At 37.4% G+C, this 17,361-nt stretch carries 13 protein-coding genes; 7 read left to right on the forward strand and 6 right to left on the reverse strand.

Features of this window, described 5'->3' with window-relative positions:
- Nucleotides 1-113 precede the first annotated feature (113 nt).
- The 3 genes from MT391_RS07135 to MT391_RS07145 form a co-directional block, all read right to left on the reverse strand.
- Nucleotides 114-1,481 (reverse strand): sigma-54-dependent transcriptional regulator, encoded by a 1,368-nt coding sequence (locus MT391_RS07135; protein WP_499497326.1) that lies wholly within the window; start codon nt 1,479-1,481, stop codon nt 114-116.
- Complete coding sequence (locus tag MT391_RS07140; protein WP_499497327.1) at nt 1,468-3,345, reverse strand: ATP-binding protein; 1,878 nt, start codon at nt 3,343-3,345, stop codon at nt 1,468-1,470. The genes MT391_RS07135 and MT391_RS07140 overlap by 14 nt, the downstream gene beginning before the upstream one ends.
- A gap of 741 nt (nt 3,346-4,086) precedes the next feature.
- Nucleotides 4,087-5,670: a BCCT family transporter gene (locus tag MT391_RS07145; RefSeq protein WP_499497423.1), complete on the reverse strand. Its 1,584-nt coding sequence runs from the start codon at nt 5,668-5,670 to the stop codon at nt 4,087-4,089.
- 316 nt (nt 5,671-5,986) lie between these two features.
- On the opposite strand from MT391_RS07145, the gene MT391_RS07150 reads away from it, so the two are divergent.
- From MT391_RS07150 to MT391_RS07160, 3 genes are read left to right on the forward strand one after another with little or no spacing between them, the layout of a single operon-like run.
- Nucleotides 5,987-7,111: an aromatic ring-hydroxylating oxygenase subunit alpha gene (locus MT391_RS07150; protein WP_499497328.1), complete on the forward strand. Its 1,125-nt coding sequence runs from the start codon at nt 5,987-5,989 to the stop codon at nt 7,109-7,111.
- Between the two features lie 14 nt (nt 7,112-7,125).
- Entirely contained in the window at nt 7,126-8,574 is a 1,449-nt protein-coding gene (locus tag MT391_RS07155; protein ID WP_499497329.1) for an NAD-dependent succinate-semialdehyde dehydrogenase, read from the forward strand.
- Between the two features lie 14 nt (nt 8,575-8,588).
- Nucleotides 8,589-9,542, forward strand: a complete 954-nt coding sequence (locus MT391_RS07160; RefSeq protein WP_166368532.1) for a PDR/VanB family oxidoreductase — start codon at nt 8,589-8,591, stop codon at nt 9,540-9,542.
- Here the strand turns inward: MT391_RS07160 and MT391_RS07165 are convergent.
- Nucleotides 9,537-10,427: a helix-turn-helix domain-containing protein gene (locus MT391_RS07165; protein WP_166368534.1), complete on the reverse strand. Its 891-nt coding sequence runs from the start codon at nt 10,425-10,427 to the stop codon at nt 9,537-9,539. The genes MT391_RS07160 and MT391_RS07165 overlap by 6 nt on opposite strands.
- Before the next feature lie 13 nt (nt 10,428-10,440).
- Nucleotides 10,441-11,385, reverse strand: a complete 945-nt coding sequence (locus MT391_RS07170) for a LysR substrate-binding domain-containing protein (protein ID WP_166368536.1) — start codon at nt 11,383-11,385, stop codon at nt 10,441-10,443.
- 87 nt (nt 11,386-11,472) lie between these two features.
- Here MT391_RS07170 and MT391_RS07175 point away from each other — a divergent pair, with 87 nt between their 5' ends.
- The gene (locus MT391_RS07175) at nt 11,473-12,558 is read left to right on the forward strand and encodes a tartrate dehydrogenase (protein WP_499497330.1); all 1,086 of its coding nucleotides are present in this window, start codon (nt 11,473-11,475) and stop codon (nt 12,556-12,558) included.
- 156 nt (nt 12,559-12,714) lie between these two features.
- Here the strand turns inward: MT391_RS07175 and MT391_RS07180 are convergent, their stop codons facing one another.
- The gene (locus MT391_RS07180) at nt 12,715-13,818 is read right to left on the reverse strand and encodes an ABC transporter ATP-binding protein (RefSeq protein WP_166368540.1); all 1,104 of its coding nucleotides are present in this window, start codon (nt 13,816-13,818) and stop codon (nt 12,715-12,717) included.
- Nucleotides 13,819-14,207: 389 nt separating this feature from the next.
- Between MT391_RS07180 and MT391_RS07185 the strand changes: the two genes are divergently transcribed.
- The 3 genes from MT391_RS07185 (at nt 14,208) to MT391_RS07195 (ending at nt 17,286) form a co-directional block, all read left to right on the forward strand.
- Nucleotides 14,208-15,134, forward strand: a complete 927-nt coding sequence (locus tag MT391_RS07185) for a carbohydrate ABC transporter permease (RefSeq protein ID WP_166368542.1) — start codon at nt 14,208-14,210, stop codon at nt 15,132-15,134.
- On the forward strand, nt 15,134-15,985 hold the full coding sequence (locus MT391_RS07190) for a carbohydrate ABC transporter permease (protein ID WP_499497331.1): 852 nt from the start codon (nt 15,134-15,136) through the stop codon (nt 15,983-15,985). The genes MT391_RS07185 and MT391_RS07190 overlap by 1 nt, the downstream gene beginning before the upstream one ends.
- 71 nt (nt 15,986-16,056) lie before the next feature.
- The gene (locus MT391_RS07195; protein WP_499497332.1) at nt 16,057-17,286 is read left to right on the forward strand and encodes an ABC transporter substrate-binding protein; all 1,230 of its coding nucleotides are present in this window, start codon (nt 16,057-16,059) and stop codon (nt 17,284-17,286) included.
- The last annotated feature ends 75 nt before the right edge of the window (nt 17,287-17,361 follow it).

Consider the following 17,361-nt stretch of genomic DNA (forward strand, 5'->3'; position numbering starts at 1 on the left):
AATATAAAAAACAGATATTAATCAATAGCTTGAATAAAATACAAATAAAAGACTCTATTTTTTGAGTCAATAAAGTCAACTAAATTAATGCTTTCAAAGGAAGAATGGGTCACTTATGTCTCTTTTGTTGCGCTCACTCTAAAGTCAAATTTGTTGATGTTATATTTTTTTAACTTACGGTATAGGGTTTTTCTAGGCAGGTTTAATTGCTCTGAAGAAGCATTAATATTACCTTCTGATTTTGCTAGTGCTTCTAATAACAATGCTTTTTCATAGCCTTCCATTTGTAGGTCAAAATCAAATCCTTCAGGCTCTGTTTCTGAGGTTGTTTTCTGTAGGTTAAAGCCTTGCCCATCAATACCTAAAACAAACCTGTCTGCGACATTTCTCAGCTCTCGAGTATTACCTGGCCAATCATGCATATTCAGAGCACGTAATTGCTCACACAATAAAATAGGCGGTTGAGTTTGAAATTTTTGACAGGATTTTTTCACAAAATGACAAAATAGCGGGTGCACATCCTCGACCCGTTCTTTTAATTTAGGAATATTAATACTGGCCACATTTAAACGATAAAACAGATCTTTTCTGAATAGCCCTTGGTCACTGAGTTCCTCTAAATTTGCTTTACTCGCCGCTACCACCACTATGTTTACAGGGATCAATTGATTACCACCAACACGTTCAACGACCCTTTCCTGTATCACTCGCAATAGCTTTATCTGCACTGAAATAGGCATGCTTTCAATTTCATCTAAAAAAAGTGTTCCATTATTCGCTAGTTCAATTTTCCCTATTCGTTGCTTGCTGGCATTGGTAAATGACCCTAATTCATGTCCAAACAACTCGCTTTCAATAATACTTTCCGTCATTCCGCCACAATTAATGGCCACAAAAGGTTGCTCTTTTCGTGCACTAAACTGATGTAAAGCATTGGCGACAACCTCTTTCCCAGTGCCCGTATCACCATTGATAATGGTATCTACCCCTGTTTTTGCCAGCACTAATATTTGTTGTCGAATCTGCTCAATACTGCGTGATTCACCAATCACAAATTCTTCAATAGTGAGCGAAGAGTTGTTTTCAACCGCATCATCAATGCTTTCAAACTGGCGTTTAGCAAATGCATCATTCAATTTAATAATTAAATCAGAAGGCACTAGCGGTTTTTCTAAAAAGTCGTAAGCACCATTTTTTATGGCTTGCGTTGCCATCGGAATATCACCGTGTCCACTCATCAATAACACCGGCAAATTAGAGGCACGTTTATTGATAGCATCTAACAAGGTCAAGCCGTCAATATGCGGCATTTTCACATCGCACAACACCACACAATGACTGTCAGATTTTATAGAGCGCAGCGCTAATTTAGGGTCAGTAAATGGCAAAACGTCAAACCCTTCTAGTTCAAGCATTTCAGTTAATGCTTCAATTACATCGATTTCATCATCTATCAGCACCACTACTTTAGTATTTTGCATGGTTAATACACTCCCCGTTGAGTTTCTTCAATTCAATGGTGAAGGTTGCCCCTTTCCCTAGTTCTGATTGCACAGACAAGTTGCCATTGAAATCTTTAATAATATTAAACGTAATTGATAAACCTAAGCCCAACCCCTTACCGACCATTTTTTTACTGAAAAAAGGATCAAATATATACGGTAAATCTTCACTGATAATGCCAGCCCCATTATCTTTGACTTTAATGCAAAGTAACTGCTCACTTTCAGTAAGATAAATAGTAATATGTGGGTCTTTTACACCTTCCACCGCATCCAAAGCATTGGCGATAATATTAACCATCACCTGTTCCAAACGAATAGCATTAGCCCATACAAAGTAATCATCGAGTACGGTATAGCTGATCCTACATTTGCCATGGTCGATACGGCTTGATAACAGCTCTAACGCCTCATTAATCACCTCATTAACACTCACTTTTTCAAGTTTTCCATCGGATTTACGAGCAAATGACTTAAGGTGTTGAGTAATAACCGAGGTTTTAGCAATTAACTTTTCTATTTTACATAGGCTATTTTTTACCTTATCCAGTTGCTGCCTTTCCAACCAAATCGACGCGCTGTGTAAGTGGCTATTAACCGCCGTCAAAGGTTGATTTATCTCATGGGTGATACCGACACTAAGTTCACCTAATGCAGCTAATTTCCCTGATTGCACTAATTCATTTTGTAGTAATATGAGTTGTTTATTGGTCTGTTCGAGCTTCTGTGAATTGGCTTGAAATAGCAGCACATCTTTGGCCATTTCAGTTATTTCATCACGCCCTTTGATTTGTATTTCAGTATCTAATTTTCCAGATGAAATTAAGCGCATGCTCGATTGTAAGTTACGAATACGTTGTAGAATATTATTTCGAACATAAAACCAAGAGAAAAAGACCGCGGCGCCTAAACTGAAAAATGAAACCAACAGTGCTAATTTCATATTCTGTAATAGTCTTTTTTCCGTCGAATCTATTTCTGAGTCGACTTGCTGATTAACACGCTTAGCGTAACTTTCTACTTGCACCGCCAGTTGATGTAACTGTAAACGGCTGTTACCCCACAGGAATTTCTGTTGATAATGTAAATCGATCTGTTGGTTCTTTAATTCAAATAATTTACCCTGCCGAGACATCATGTTATTAATAAATAAAAGACGTTTATTAAGTGCTTGCTCAGTGACTTCTAATTGCCCTGATTGCCATAACTCCCACCAATTACTACTCACTCTTTCTAAACGTAAAATAGTGTCGTCCAATTCGTTAAATGTCAGGTCGTTATACAGTTTTTCAGCTAAGCCAAATTGGTAATGTAATAACCTTCTTAATTCGTTGTGATTAATAGCGCGCTTTTTTGTTTCACTTAACTGCGATAACCATTGATCCGTTGCAATCAAAAATGGAAATAATCCACTTAATAAATCTTTAAATCGTGTATTTAGCACCTGCATTTTGACTTCATTACTGTATAGCAGACTTAAGTTATAATTAATTTGATTGATTAGGTTTTTAAAGTATTGATTGTAATCGGGGAAGTTAACCATCAACTCACTCATAGTAGAAAGTGAACTATCTATTTCTTGCATTGCTTGGTCACGTTCTTGATCTGACTCCGCAGAAAGAATAATAAAAGAAGTAGAAATAATGACACGAGCAAGGTCATTAAGGCGTGCCGCTTCTTCTAAAGAAACCATATCTTCCTGTTGGATTTCAGTCAGCTTACTCAAGGTTTCATTAAAAGTAGAATAGGAAACACTTGATACTAAAATGGCTGAAAAAGCCAACACACTGAAAGCACAAACAAGCCTAAACCCGATACCAAAATATCTTGCTTTTGCTTTCATTAAATTTCACCTCTCATTAATTTATAAACTGTATTTATAACCCTTAGCATTTCTCACCACTTATCTTTCATTTTCCGAACACTTAATGTTTTTTGCTTTCAATAACGATTAACCAACCAAATAACTAAGTCAGTTAATAACAGCAGTCGATATAAGCAATTGCGCTTATTATACGAATCTAGGATAGGAATATTGATGCAGTTTTAACGAGGAATTAGATTGATAATTAAGACTTTTATTCGGAGAGGGTAGCGCTAAATAACAAATAAAGAGTCATTAAAACCGCACAATAAATACCTAAACACCTGACCAATATTGATCTAGGTAAACAGAGCAACTAGCAACAACAAGATTACACTTGATTAACAAAGATTAAACATCACAAACAAGAAAACACGTGTTCGAACACGTTAAATGAGCAAAAAGGAACACGAATGTGACCTAGGTTTAATGACATGCTTGTAGTCGAGCTGTAGTGGTTATTTAATGGCAGTATAATGATGATGGAGTCGCGGTTTAGCTACGTAGTTATTGTTTGAGGGCTATTACAGATTTTTAGTGTAAGTTGCTTTTCTTACTTGAATTCAAGAAGAGGAAAATAACACTGCAACGTCATTTTGATTTTTAATCATTTAAATCGAAGAGGGTATTTTTAACATCAATAGCTGATAGGTTAGGTTGTCGCTCCGCCTATTTAAATAAACGGCTTTCCTTAGAAAGCCGTCATAATGCAATAGTACTTTACACTTTTACTATAACGCAGTCTTTTTCAGCCTCACCTTTAAAGATAACGGATTTAGCTTGTAACTCATCAGGAAAGTCTTCTTTAACCATTTTAAAGAAAGCTAAAATCATCATAATAATAACGGGAACCATAGGTAAAGCGACAATAATAGTAGAGGTTTGTGCTGTTTTTAATCCCCCTACTGATAATAATCCCACCCCTACAAAGGCAAGACAAGCAGTCCAAAATAGGCGGTTAATACGACTTGGTTCTTCTGTAACATGGAGCTTTTTAGACGTCACTAACGCTAACGTATAAGCAGATGAATCAACAGTGGTCGCTAAGAAGATAAAGCACAATAATATAAATAGAGGTAATACTACTGCTCCAGCTAAGGGCAATGTATTAACAATTTGCGTCACAGCTGCGGGAATACCTTCATTATTTAAAATCCCCTCAACATCCAATATGCCATTAAAATCTAAGTGTAAAGAGTATCCACCCCAAACGGCGAAGAATACACATGTACCAGCAGAGCCCCATAAAACACCATTTAATATAAACTCTTTTATAGTGCGCCCTTTTGAAATGCGAGCTACAAAGATACCCATCATAGGCGCATAAGCAATCCACCAAGCCCAGTAGAAAATTGTCCAACTTCTTGGGAAACTGTCATGTACAACAGGAGAGGTCCATGTGTTAACACGGAAAAAGTTATCTAAAAATAACCCAAAACTATTGGCATTAAGGTTTAAAAGAAAGATAGTTGGACCAGCAATGAAAACAATAGCAAGTAATAGAAATGCTAAACCAACATTAACGTTAGACAAAATCTGAATACCTTTACCCAGCCCTTTATAAACAGACCAGCCGATCAAAATAATCCACACGCCTAAAATGGCCATTTGCAACCCAAAGGATTCTTCAATACCAAAAGCGCTATTGATCAATGTTGAAGCAAGTGGAACAGACAATCCCAACGACGTTCCTACGGCACCCACAATTGATAAAATAACAATTAGATCAATTGTTTTACCAAGAATTCCATCAACTAAATTACCTAAAATTGGTCGGCACACCTCACTAAATTTCATGATAGGAATGCGTCGAACATAAAAATTGTAGGCCATAGGAATGGCGGGCAACAAATAAATAGACCAAGGTACTATTCCCCAGTGTAATAATGGGTACATAGCTCCCCACTCAATCGCCTTTGCACTACCTTTTTCGATCCCAAAAGGTGGTGAAGACATAATATAAATAGGCTCAATAAACGCCCAATTACATAATGAAATACCGATTCCAGCACAAAAAAGCATGGCAATCCAAGAAGCTTTACTAAACTCAGGGTGATCTTCCTCTCTACCCAATTTAATCCGTCCTATACGACTAAAAGCTAGAATGAACATCACAAAAAAACAAACAAGACCAATACTCAAATAAAGCCAACCAAATTTACTCGTTGTCCAATTAAAAAGAGTATCGACTATTTGAGAGCCGGCCTCTGGTTCAATAGCGAGGTATGAGCAACTCGATATAATTATTATCATTGCGGGTATAAAGAGCGTGTAGTCAATATTGCTGGATCCATTTTTTATCATCACATTACTATCCTTTCATCAGTAGAGTTTTTGTTAACTAATACTTAACATTAAGTGTTTAAAATCTAATCCTGTCAATACAAAAAAAGGAGATAAAAAACATAACAAACTTAAAGAAACACACATAACACTATGTTTTAAAACAATTAAAAAACAAGATCAACATGTTATAAAAGTGTTAAATATGAGTTAAAATTGTTTAAATTGTGATCGACAATTGTTTCCTGCAAGTTTACATTAATATGTTATTGATCGGATTTAATTTAAGATATAGCCTTCACGTAAACCTGAAGTTAACAAAACCAATAAGGAAACAATGATGCGTCCATTAACTAAATTGAATAAAGAAGAATATACCGATATCGAAAATGCATGGACCATCCCTGCACAGTACTACACCGATGAAAGTATCTTTGAGTCTGAAAAAGAGAAAATATTCGCTAATTCGTGGGTTTGTGTAGCACATAGCAGTGAAGTAAAAGAAAAAAATTCATATATTACTCGCGAGATTATTGGCGAGAACCTTATTGTTGTTCGTGGTAGAGATAATATCTTGCGTGGCTTTTATAATGTCTGCCCACATAGAGGACATCAGTTATTATCAGGGGATTCTGGTAAAGCAAAAAATGTGATTACGTGCCCTTATCACTCATGGGCATTTAAGCTTGATGGTGAGTTAGTACATGCAAATAACTGTGATAATGTTGAAAATTTTGATAAAGATTTATCTAGTTTAGTCTCTTTCCATGTTCAAGAGTTTGCAGGTTTTATTTTTATTAATTTAAGTGAAACGCCTAAGCCGATAGAAGATCAATTAGTAGGTTTAGAAGATAAAGTATTTGAAGCATGTACTGTAGTAAAAGACCTCAAATTAGCGGCTCGTTTTGTAAGCGAAACGCCTGCGAACTGGAAAACTATCGTTGATAACTATATTGAATGTTATCACTGTCCAACTAATCACGTGAGTTTTGCTGAGTCTGTAGATGTTGGAGATTATGAGCATACCTTGCACCAGAATTGGACACTACAAGTAGGTAAAGCAAAACCTTCTGAATCCTCATACAAATTTGATGAGTCCATCGTAGATCCTCGCTTTAGTGGCTTTTGGATTTGGCCTTGCACCATGTTTAATATGCCCCCTGGTGGCGATTACATGACCGTTATTTATGAGTTTCCAATGAGCGCAGGGAAAACATTACAATATTATGATATTTATTTTCTAAATGAGGAACTTACAGAAGATCAAAAACGTTTAGTGGAGTGGTACAAAGATGTATTTCGCCCAGAGGATTTACGCTTAGTTGAGAGTGTTCAAAAGGGATTAAGCTCAAGAGGCTATCGTGGTCGAGGCCGTATTATGACAGATAAACAAAGAAGTGGTATTAGCGAACATGGTGTCGCACATTTCCATCAAATTCTTGTTCAACAACATTTAGATTAATAAAGGACTTTGCAATGAACATACTTCAACAACCAACACTTTTTAAACAGTCTTGCTATGCCGGTGGTAAGTGGATCTCTTCGAGCAATGTTATTAATGTAACAAACCCAGCAAATGGTGAATTAATAGGCACGATTCCAAAGTTATCAGATCAACAAATAATAGACACAATTGAACAATCTCAGCAGGCAATGCAAAAATGGAAACAAGAAACTGCAAAATCTCGCTCAATTATTTTACGAAATTGGTTTAATTTAATTGAAAGTAATATTGATGATTTAGCATACATTATGACCATGGAACAAGGTAAACCGTTGCATGAATCACGTGGTGAAATTAAATATGCAGCTTCATTTATTGAATGGTTTGCAGAAGAAGGTAAACGTACTTACGGTGAAACTATTCCCCAAACCATAGGAACAAACCGCCTCACAACAATTAAACAACCTATTGGTGTGTGTGGTGCAGTTACTCCATGGAACTTCCCTGCTGCGATGATCACTCGAAAAGCGGCACCAGCAATGGCTGCAGGGTGCAGTATTATTATAAAACCAGCTTCTGAAACGCCTTATACTGCTCTAGCCTTAGCAGAGTTAGCAGATCAGGCTGGGATCCCTGCAGGTATATTTAATGTAGTAACGGGCGAGTCGAGACAAATTGGTGAAATACTTACATCGCATTCTCTGGTTAAAAAGTTTTCATTCACAGGATCCACCCCTGTTGGGCGACAACTATTAAAGCAATGTGCAACAACGATTAAAAAATCTTCAATGGAATTAGGCGGCAATGCTCCTTTTATTGTGTTCGATGATGCAGATATTGATAAAGCGGTAGAAGGAGCAATGATCGCAAAGTTTAGAAACGGAGGACAAACTTGTGTTTGTGTAAACCGTCTATATATCCATGATGCTATCTATGATCAATTTGTCAGTAAATTCATGGATAAAGTTAGTAATCTTAAAGTAGGCAATGGACTTGATGAAGGCATTGATATTGGCCCGATGATCACGTCTCAAGCAATTAAAAATATGCAAAGCTTACTTCAAGATGCGCTAGACAAAGGGGCCAAACTCGCTCCTTTATCTATTTCAACACCTGACCATGCTAACTATATGAGTCCACAAGTACTATTAGATGTTGACCATAGTATGAATATTGTACATGAAGAAATTTTTGGACCTATTGCTTCAATCATCAGGTTTAGTACTGAAGAAGAAGCACTTGAACGGGCTAATGATACGATTTACGGTTTGGCTTCTTATTTCTATACCAATAATATTAAACGAGTTTACCGCATGTCAGAAAATTTAGAGTACGGCATGATAGGTATTAATACTGGATTAATTTCAAATGAAGTATCTCCATTTGGCGGTACAAAACAATCAGGCTTGGGCAAAGAAGGCTCTAAATATGGTATCGAAGATTACTTAGAGGTTAAATACCTCTGCTTAGATATAGCGTAATAACAGAGGTTTATATGGAAGAGAAAGCAAAATTAGTAGTAACGGTTACTGAATGCAAGTTGATCAGTGAAACAGTTAAATACTTTCAATTTGAGTTAATTGATGGCTCTTTACCAGAGTTCTCACCTGGCAGTCACGTGACAGTATCGATGCAAAATGGGGAATTACAACGCTCATATTCTTTATTAAGCGCACCTACAAACACACGCTTTTATGCGATTGCAGTCCACCTTAATGAAACCTCAAAGGGTGGCTCACATTATATGCATAACAATGTAAAAGTGGGTGATACTTTAGATATTTCTGAGCCTGAAAACTATTTTCCCTTAGTAGAAAATAGTACAAAGAAACATATTCTAATTGCGGGTGGTATTGGTATTACTCCATTTCTTTCATATCTACATACGCTACAAAAAGGAGCGTTTGACTTTGAATTACATTATTGTTTTCGTCAGCCAAATACCGCAGGCTTTATATCAGAGTTAAAAGAGCAGTTAGGCGATAAGCTATTCTTGTATAATGGCGCACAACAACAAAGGATTAATATAGCTGAGCTAATGTCTACTATTCCTGCAGATAGCCATTGCTATGTATGTGGTCCAGATTCTCTGATTGATGAAGTCATTGAGAGAGGCAAAAAGTCATTTGACGATGAATATATTCACTTTGAAAAGTTTACTGAAAGTATTCAAACTGGCCATGCTTTTGATGTGCATTGTAAGCGATCTAACATTACGCTTCGAGTAGAAGAAGATATGTCTATCCTCCAAGCATTAGAAGCAGATGCACGTATTAATATTGAGTGTCTATGCCGAAATGGTGTTTGTGGAACCTGCGAAACAACTATCTTAGAAGGTGAAGCAGAGCATCATGATCTTTATCTATCAGAAGAAGAGCAACAAGAGCAATCTACTATGATGGTATGCGTGTCTCGTGCTCGCTCTGCTCGACTAGTTCTCGATTTATAATTGTTCAAAAACTAACATCAAATAAGGTTGTTTATTCTGCTCATGATAACTTGCAATAATAGTTGAATGATCAAATTCGTATCGCATATTTGATGCCACTTGAAGTTGCTCCACTAGTTTTTGTTCAGCTGCAATAAAGTGATAGATTTTTGTTTGCAGTTTTAGATAGGAGATCTCTGGCTTTTTGTCATGATAGTTTGTGGCCAGAATTTCTCCTTCTTTATCGGTAAATACAACAATTTTAGGGATGTACTTCAATAGCGTATTAAAATAGTGTTGTGTTTTTTGCAAATTAATTTCAGCTTCCTTACGCACTGTATTATCAAGGCTGATACCAATCAATTTTGTTATTTTCCCGTTACGGCCCCTAACACCTGTAGCACGAGAGGTTATCCAACGAGAAAGTCCATCTTTAGATATTTTAAAATCAATTTCATGTGCCCCGCCATGCTTAATAATATCTTCATAGTTACTATTTAAGCGTTGCTTTGTATTTTCATCCATCAAACTCCAAAAATCGCTATTAGAGGTAACGTTAACACCATAAACTTTTTCAACATTGTCAGAATAAGTGGCAGTATCATTAAACAAATCCCACTCCCAAGTTACAATTTCACCAGTACTATGCAGTATATTTAACTCATTAATTTTCTTGGTAGAAATGGGGTGCATTTCCTCACTAGGCGTTCCATATTTAAGCCATATTTGATCTACTTTTAAAAAGTCAGCTAACTGTTCTAGATTATTATCATCGATTTTGCCGTCTTTAGTCCATTTGTTGACTGCAGTACGAGAAATATCTAGCATTTTAGCAACTTTTATTTGCGTTATTTTTTTATCTTTAAGTAACTTAACAAAACGTTGATTGAACTGTTCAGTGCTCATGAAAGTTATAACCTCAGGTAGCTGGTATATTTAAATCAGACTGAATTTGAGTCGCTAAAAACTGTTCAAATTCAATTAAAAATGTCCGTAGATTGGCGTTATGACTGGTTTTTTGGTGGTAAACAGCATAAACGTTTGCCTCTTGTTTCCATTGAGGTAATAGCTGAATAAGCTGTCCTGACTTCAATTCTGCTTCAACATCCCAAATTGAACGCAATATAATACCCTGCCCTTCTTGACACCATAACTTGGCTACATGGCCATTATTCACAATTAATTCAGTGTTCGGCATGATAACCACAGACTCACCATGACAACCTAATTTCCAACTCCCAAATAAGGTATCGCGCTCTCTAATACCAATGCAAACATGCTTTGACTCAAGATCTGATGGATGTATTGGTTTGCCATGTTGCTCTACATAACTAGGGCTCGCACATAGGATTCGGTGGTTATTAGCTATTTTTTTGGCGATATATTGTGGGGGAAATGAGCCACCGATCCGAATATCTAGGTGTAGATTGTCTTCTATAAGATCAGAAGGTTTGTCATTTAAATATAAATCAATATTTAGCTGTTGGTATTTTTGTTTTAAAGCTGCAATAAAATGACTTAAAAAAGTGGCCCCAAATCCTGAGCTACAACCAACACGGATTAAGCCTTTAGTTTCAATGGCTAGCTCTCGTAGTTGAGCTTGCATTTTATCCAGTTGGATTAATAGCTGTTCAGATGTGTTGAGTACAATTTTCCCCTGCTCAGTTAAGTGTACAGATCTAGGTGCACGAAAGAATAAAGTAACCCCAACATTATCCTCTAATAATTTAATGCGCTTTGAGATATATGCAGGTGATACGCCTAGTTGGTCTGCCGCAATACTAAAGCTTTCGCAATGAGCCGCAACACTAAACACTTTTAAATCTTCTAAAGAGGGTAATTTGTTTACATTTTGTAATCTCATACTTTACACCTTGGCACTCCTTAGTTAAGTCGTTTCATTCTATTATCTTTCGAACGAATAAAATCATTATATAGTAAAGGATTAATTATGAAAGAATACAATATAGCAGTAATAGCTGGCGACGGAATCGGTAAAGAAGTGATTCCAGAGGGAATTATTGCTCTACAGGCAGCAGCAAAATTACATGGCGTTAACCTGAAGTTTACTTATTTTGATTGGTCATGTGAAACCTATCATCGAACAGGACGTATGATGCCTGAAAATGGTATTGAACAATTAAAAGCTTTCGATTCTATTTATTTAGGTGCAGTTGGTTACCCTGGTGTACCAGATCATATTTCCTTATGGGGCCTTTTATTACCAATAAGAAAAGAATTTGAACAATATATAAACTTACGACCTGTGCGATTATTTGATGGAATTCCTTCACCGCTAGCAAATAAAAAAGCAGGAGACATAGACTTTTATGTGGTTCGCGAAAATGTGGAAGGTGAATACTCGGCGATTGGAGGCATACAATATGAAGGTACTGAAGATGAGTTTGTATTACAGCAAAGTGTATTTACACGAAAAGGAACAGACCGAGTTTTAAAATATGCCTTTGAACTAGCACAAAGCCGCCCTAAAAAACACTTAAGCTCAGCCACTAAGTCAAACGGTTTATTTCATTCAATGCCTTACTGGGATAGTCGAGTGAAAAATATGGGAGAACAGTACCCTAGTGTCAATGTAGATCAATTTCATATAGATATTTTCACTGCTAACCTTGTACGTATGCCCGAGTTTTATGACGTCATCGTCGGCTCTAACTTATTCGGTGATATTTTATCTGATTTAGGACCCGCTTGTACTGGCACCATCGCGATTGCCCCTTCTGCCAATATAAACCCGGACAAACGATTTCCATCAATGTTTGAACCAGTCCATGGGTCTGCACCAGATATAGCTGGCCAAGGTATTGCAAACCCTATCGGGACTATTTGGGCTGGAGCAATGATGATGAAACACCTAGGGGAAACAGATATACATGACCTCATGATCGATGCTATTGAAAAAGTAATTAAAAAACAACAGTGTTTAACAAGAGACATGGGAGGAACAGCCAGCACTCGTGAGCTCGGACAGGCAATTACAGACCAAATTAGCCAATTAAACATAACTGCATGTGCTTAAAAAAGTGTTATGACAAAGGGGTGTTAACAGTGACTTAATACCCCCCCCCCGTTAACGTAAATAAAAATGCCTCGATATAAGTAACTTATATCGAGGCATTTTTGGTAAACGGTAAAAGTAAGTTTTAAGTAAAGTACTAAAATAACAGCCTAAACATCACTTGGATTCATAATCACGCAGTGACAGCCCTTCTTGGTCAAATAAATGCAGGTCAGACTGCTCTGCGTATAAAGACATTTTATCGCCTCTATTCACTTGTTGATCCGAAGGAATGTGCACAATAAAATTATCATTGCTCTGATAATGCCCAAATAGATAAGTACTATTACCTAAGCGCTCTACGTTGTTAGCCAGAAATGATAGCGTCAGTGCGTTTGCTTCTGTAGCAGCTAGTTGCATATGTTCCGGTCTGATACCCAACTTAACTTGGTCGCCTTTTTGGCAATTGCTTGAATGCGTATTAATCAATACCGACTGCCCATCAGGTAAGCCGACGCTAACTTGAGAGCCGCTAACATCAAGTAATGTTGCACTAATAAAGTTCATTTTAGGAGAGCCTATGAATCCGGCAACAAACTCATTACCAGGACGGTAATACAGTTCCATTGGACTGCCAGTTTGCTCCACTCTACCATCTCGTAATATGACAATTCGATCTGCTAGGGTCATGGCTTCAACTTGATCATGGGTAACATAAACCATGGTATTACCCAGTTGCGAATGTAAGTTAGCTATTTGCAAGCGCATCTCAACACGTAACTCAGCATCTAGATTAGATAATGGTTCGTCAAATAGAAACACTTCAGGGTCACGAACGATGGCTCTTCCTATTGCAACACGTTGACGTTGGCCACCCGATAGTTCTTTTGGTTTACGATTTAATAATGGCTCTAATTGTAAAATATCACTGGCTTTCTTAACTTGCTTTTTAATCTCACTTATCTCAACGTTTGCCATTTTTAAAGCAAACCCCATATTCTCCTCAACCGTCATATGCGGATAAAGTGCATAGGATTGAAATACCATGGCGACTCCGCGATCAGCAGGTTCTACGTTGGTGACATCGATGTCTCCAATAGAAAGTGTGCCACTAGTAATATCATCAAGCCCAGCAATGAGACGCAATAGGGTAGATTTACCACAACCAGAGGGACCGACAAAGACAGTAAACTCACCTTCTTTTATTTCTAAATCAACACCATGGATAATTTCGGTTTCTCCAAAGCGCTTAACAACCTGATGTAATGAAATTGCAGCCATGACTAATTACCCTCTTAAGAACGTGTGATGAAAACCGAGTGCGAAGCGAAAATAATGTTTGCGAAAACGCTCAATCAAATGAATTTACGTTATCGCAACTTTCCTCGTGCAGATAGTCCAGAGTACATTAAATGTGATCTATAAAAATACAATTTATAATAAGTTTGATTGGGATCTCACTGTTATTTTTGAATTATTTCCACATAAAAAAGGAGAGAGACCAACCTCCCAATTTTTAATTTTTAAACTGAAATCGTGAGTGAAAATGTTTACCTTATTAGGGTGATTAGCTAGGCTTATTTGAAATAAGTAGAAATAAAGGCTTGAAATGTATTGCGTAAACATAAACGCAATTGATGATTATCTGATAACAATATGATGGAGCAGATATGTTGCAGCAATCAACAGCCAAAACAAATGGAATTCAACGACCAAAGCGCTTACCAACACCAACACGCAGAATATCCAAACAGTGGGTACCTTGGATATTTATGGCACCAGCCTTAATATTATTCAGTCTCTATGTGCTCTATCCCATCGCTGATAGCTTTATGCTTAGTTTTTATAGTTGGGATGGTCTTGGCGATAAAACTTGGATTGGTTTCGATAATTATATTCAGTTGTTTGACTCAGAAAGCTTCTGGACGGCATTAAAAAATAATATTCTTTGGATGATATTGTTTATGTTAGCCCCGCCGATCGGGTTAGCAATCGCACTGTTTTTAAATCAAGACGTGGCCGGTATACGTTTAGTTAAAGCCCTCTTTTTCTTTCCATTTGTAATTTCCCAAGTAGTTATAGGATTAGTTTTTTCTTGGTTTTATGATCCTAATTTAGGGTTGCTGAATACCATTTTAGATGTTTTTGGTTTTCAGACCATTGCCTTACTGTCTAGCGAAGAATATGTCACCTACGGCATTATCGTTGCGGGTTTATGGCCACAAATAGCGTACTGCATGATTTTGTACCTCACAGGATTAAATAGCCTCAGTCCCGATCAAATAGAAGCGGCACGCTTGGACCGCGCAAAAGGTTTAAAAATGCTGCGTTATATTATTTTACCGCAACTATCACCTGCAACATTTATCGCTGTCGTCGTGACCGTGATAGGTGCACTACGTTCCTTTGACTTAGTGGCAACCATGACAGCCGGCGGACCATGGGGAAGTTCCACAGTACTCGCCTACATGATGTATGAAGAATCTATATTCAATTACCGTATGGGTTATGGCGCTGCCGTTGCCGTTGTGTTGTTTTTGATTATGGCTGTTTATATTGCCTATTTCTTAGTTAATATGTTGAGGAGTGAAAGATAATGTATCCGACACCGATAAAACATGCTTCACCGTTAACCAACATCCTTTATCGAATTTCACTACCGATAACTATTTTATTATGGTTAATGCCTTTAGCAGCGGTAATGATGACTTCGATACGATCCATTCAAGATATTAACCAAGGTAATTATTGGGGTTGGCCCACCAGCTTTAACTTCATTGAAAACTATAATATGGTTTTTCAATTAACAGAGATGGGACAATATTTACTTAACTCCATGATCATCACCCTACCTGCCGTACTCGGTGCGGTCGCTTTATCAACCTTAGCGGGTTTTGCTTTAGCCAAGTATAAATTTAAAGCAAATATTTGGATGTTGGCTATTTTCATTGGCGGTAACTTTGTTCCTTTTCAAATTTTAATGATCCCAGTACGAGACCTCACTATCTCTTTAGGTTTGTATGATACTCACATGGGATTAATCATGTTTCATGTAGCTTTTCAAACCGGCTTTTGTACGCTCTTTATGCGCAACTTTATCGTAGGTTTACCTAATGAGTTATTAGAGTCTGCACGGGTTGATGGCGTTAGTGAATTTAAAATCTTTTGGTATATTGTTTTACCCTTAGTACGCCCTGCACTTGCAGCACTTTCTGTACTTATTTTTACTTTTATTTGGAATGATTACTTCTGGGCATTGGTATTGGTACAAAGTGATACCGTGCGTCCTGTGACGGCTGGCCTAAGTTCATTGCAGGGCCAATGGCTAGCGTCTTGGAATCTAATTTCAGCGGGTGCAGTCGTGGCCGCATTGCCACCTGTAGCACTCTTTTTTGCCATGCAGCGTCACTTTATTGCAGGGTTAACACTCGGTGCAACCAAAGGGTAATAGCGATCATATAGATCAAATTTAGATAACCATTGGCGACAAGATGCTGCCATTACTTACAAGGAAAAAATATGAAAAAGTTCAATACAATATTGGCTGCTAGTGCGCTTTCCGTGACGCTATCATCCATGTCTTATGCTGGTAACTTAGTCATCAATTCAGATGCTTCAGATCCAGCACCAAAAGCGGCATTTGGTGAAATAATCACTGCCTTTGAAAAAGAAAATCCAGATATTAAAGTAACTTACAATCTTTATGACCATGAGGGTTATAAAACCACTATTCGTAATTGGTTAGTTACGTCACCACCAGATGTTGTATTTTGGTATGCAGGTAACCGCATGAAGGCATTTGTGGACAAAGGCTTATTTGAAGACGTATCCGATATTTGGAATGCTAACGATATGCACCAAGATTTTGCCAGCTCTAAACCTGCGATGACCATAGATGGGAAACAATGGGGTGTGCCTTATACCTATTATCAATGGGGTATTTATTACCGTAAAGATATCTTTGATAAATATGGTATTGCTGAACCCAAAACATGGGATCAATTCCTTGCAGCTAGTGAAACACTGAAAAAAAATAATATTGCACCCGTCGCGATTGGTAGTAAATATCTTTGGACTACGGCCGGTTGGTTTGATTACATTAATTTACGTGTCAATGGCTTAGATTTTCATATGGATCTAATGGATGGAAAAATACCATACACTGACGAACGTGTGAAAAATACTTTCAACACATGGAAACAGATGGTTGAACCTGGCTATTTCCTAGAAAACCATGCCACTTACTCTTGGCAAGAGGCACAACCTTTCTTATACCGTGGTGAAGCGGCAATGTATTTGATCGGTAACTTCATTACCCCTAACTTCCCAGCAGAGTTAGAAGGTAAAATGGCCTTCATGCAATTCCCAGTGATCAACCCAGAAGTTGGCATGGCTGAAGATGCGCCAATGGATACCTTACATATTCCGTCAAAAGCAGCAAACAAAGAAGATGCACGTGCTTTCCTCGCATTTATGGCAAGACCTGAAAACCAAACCTTAGTTAACAAAGCGCTATTACAGATCCCACCGAATAAAAAAGCAAAAGCAGTTGATAATCCTTTCCTAAATAAAGGGGTTACCATGCTTAATAATGCCGATGGAACGGCTCAGTTCTTTGACCGAGATACCGATCCAGGTATGGCTAAAGAAGCAATGAAAGGTTTCCAAGAGTTTATGGTAAAACCAGAGCGACTTGATAGCATTCTTAAACGTTTAGAAAAAGTCCGTAAACGTACTTTTAAAAAATAGATCACAAGATGCTAAATAACTAAACATTTGATAAATAAACATTAAATAATTAGCTAACTAGGCACTATCCCTAGC

It is taken from the genome of Vibrio sp. 1-Bac 57, from assembly GCF_037546855.1.
GTDB lineage: Bacteria > Pseudomonadota > Gammaproteobacteria > Enterobacterales > Psychromonadaceae > Psychromonas.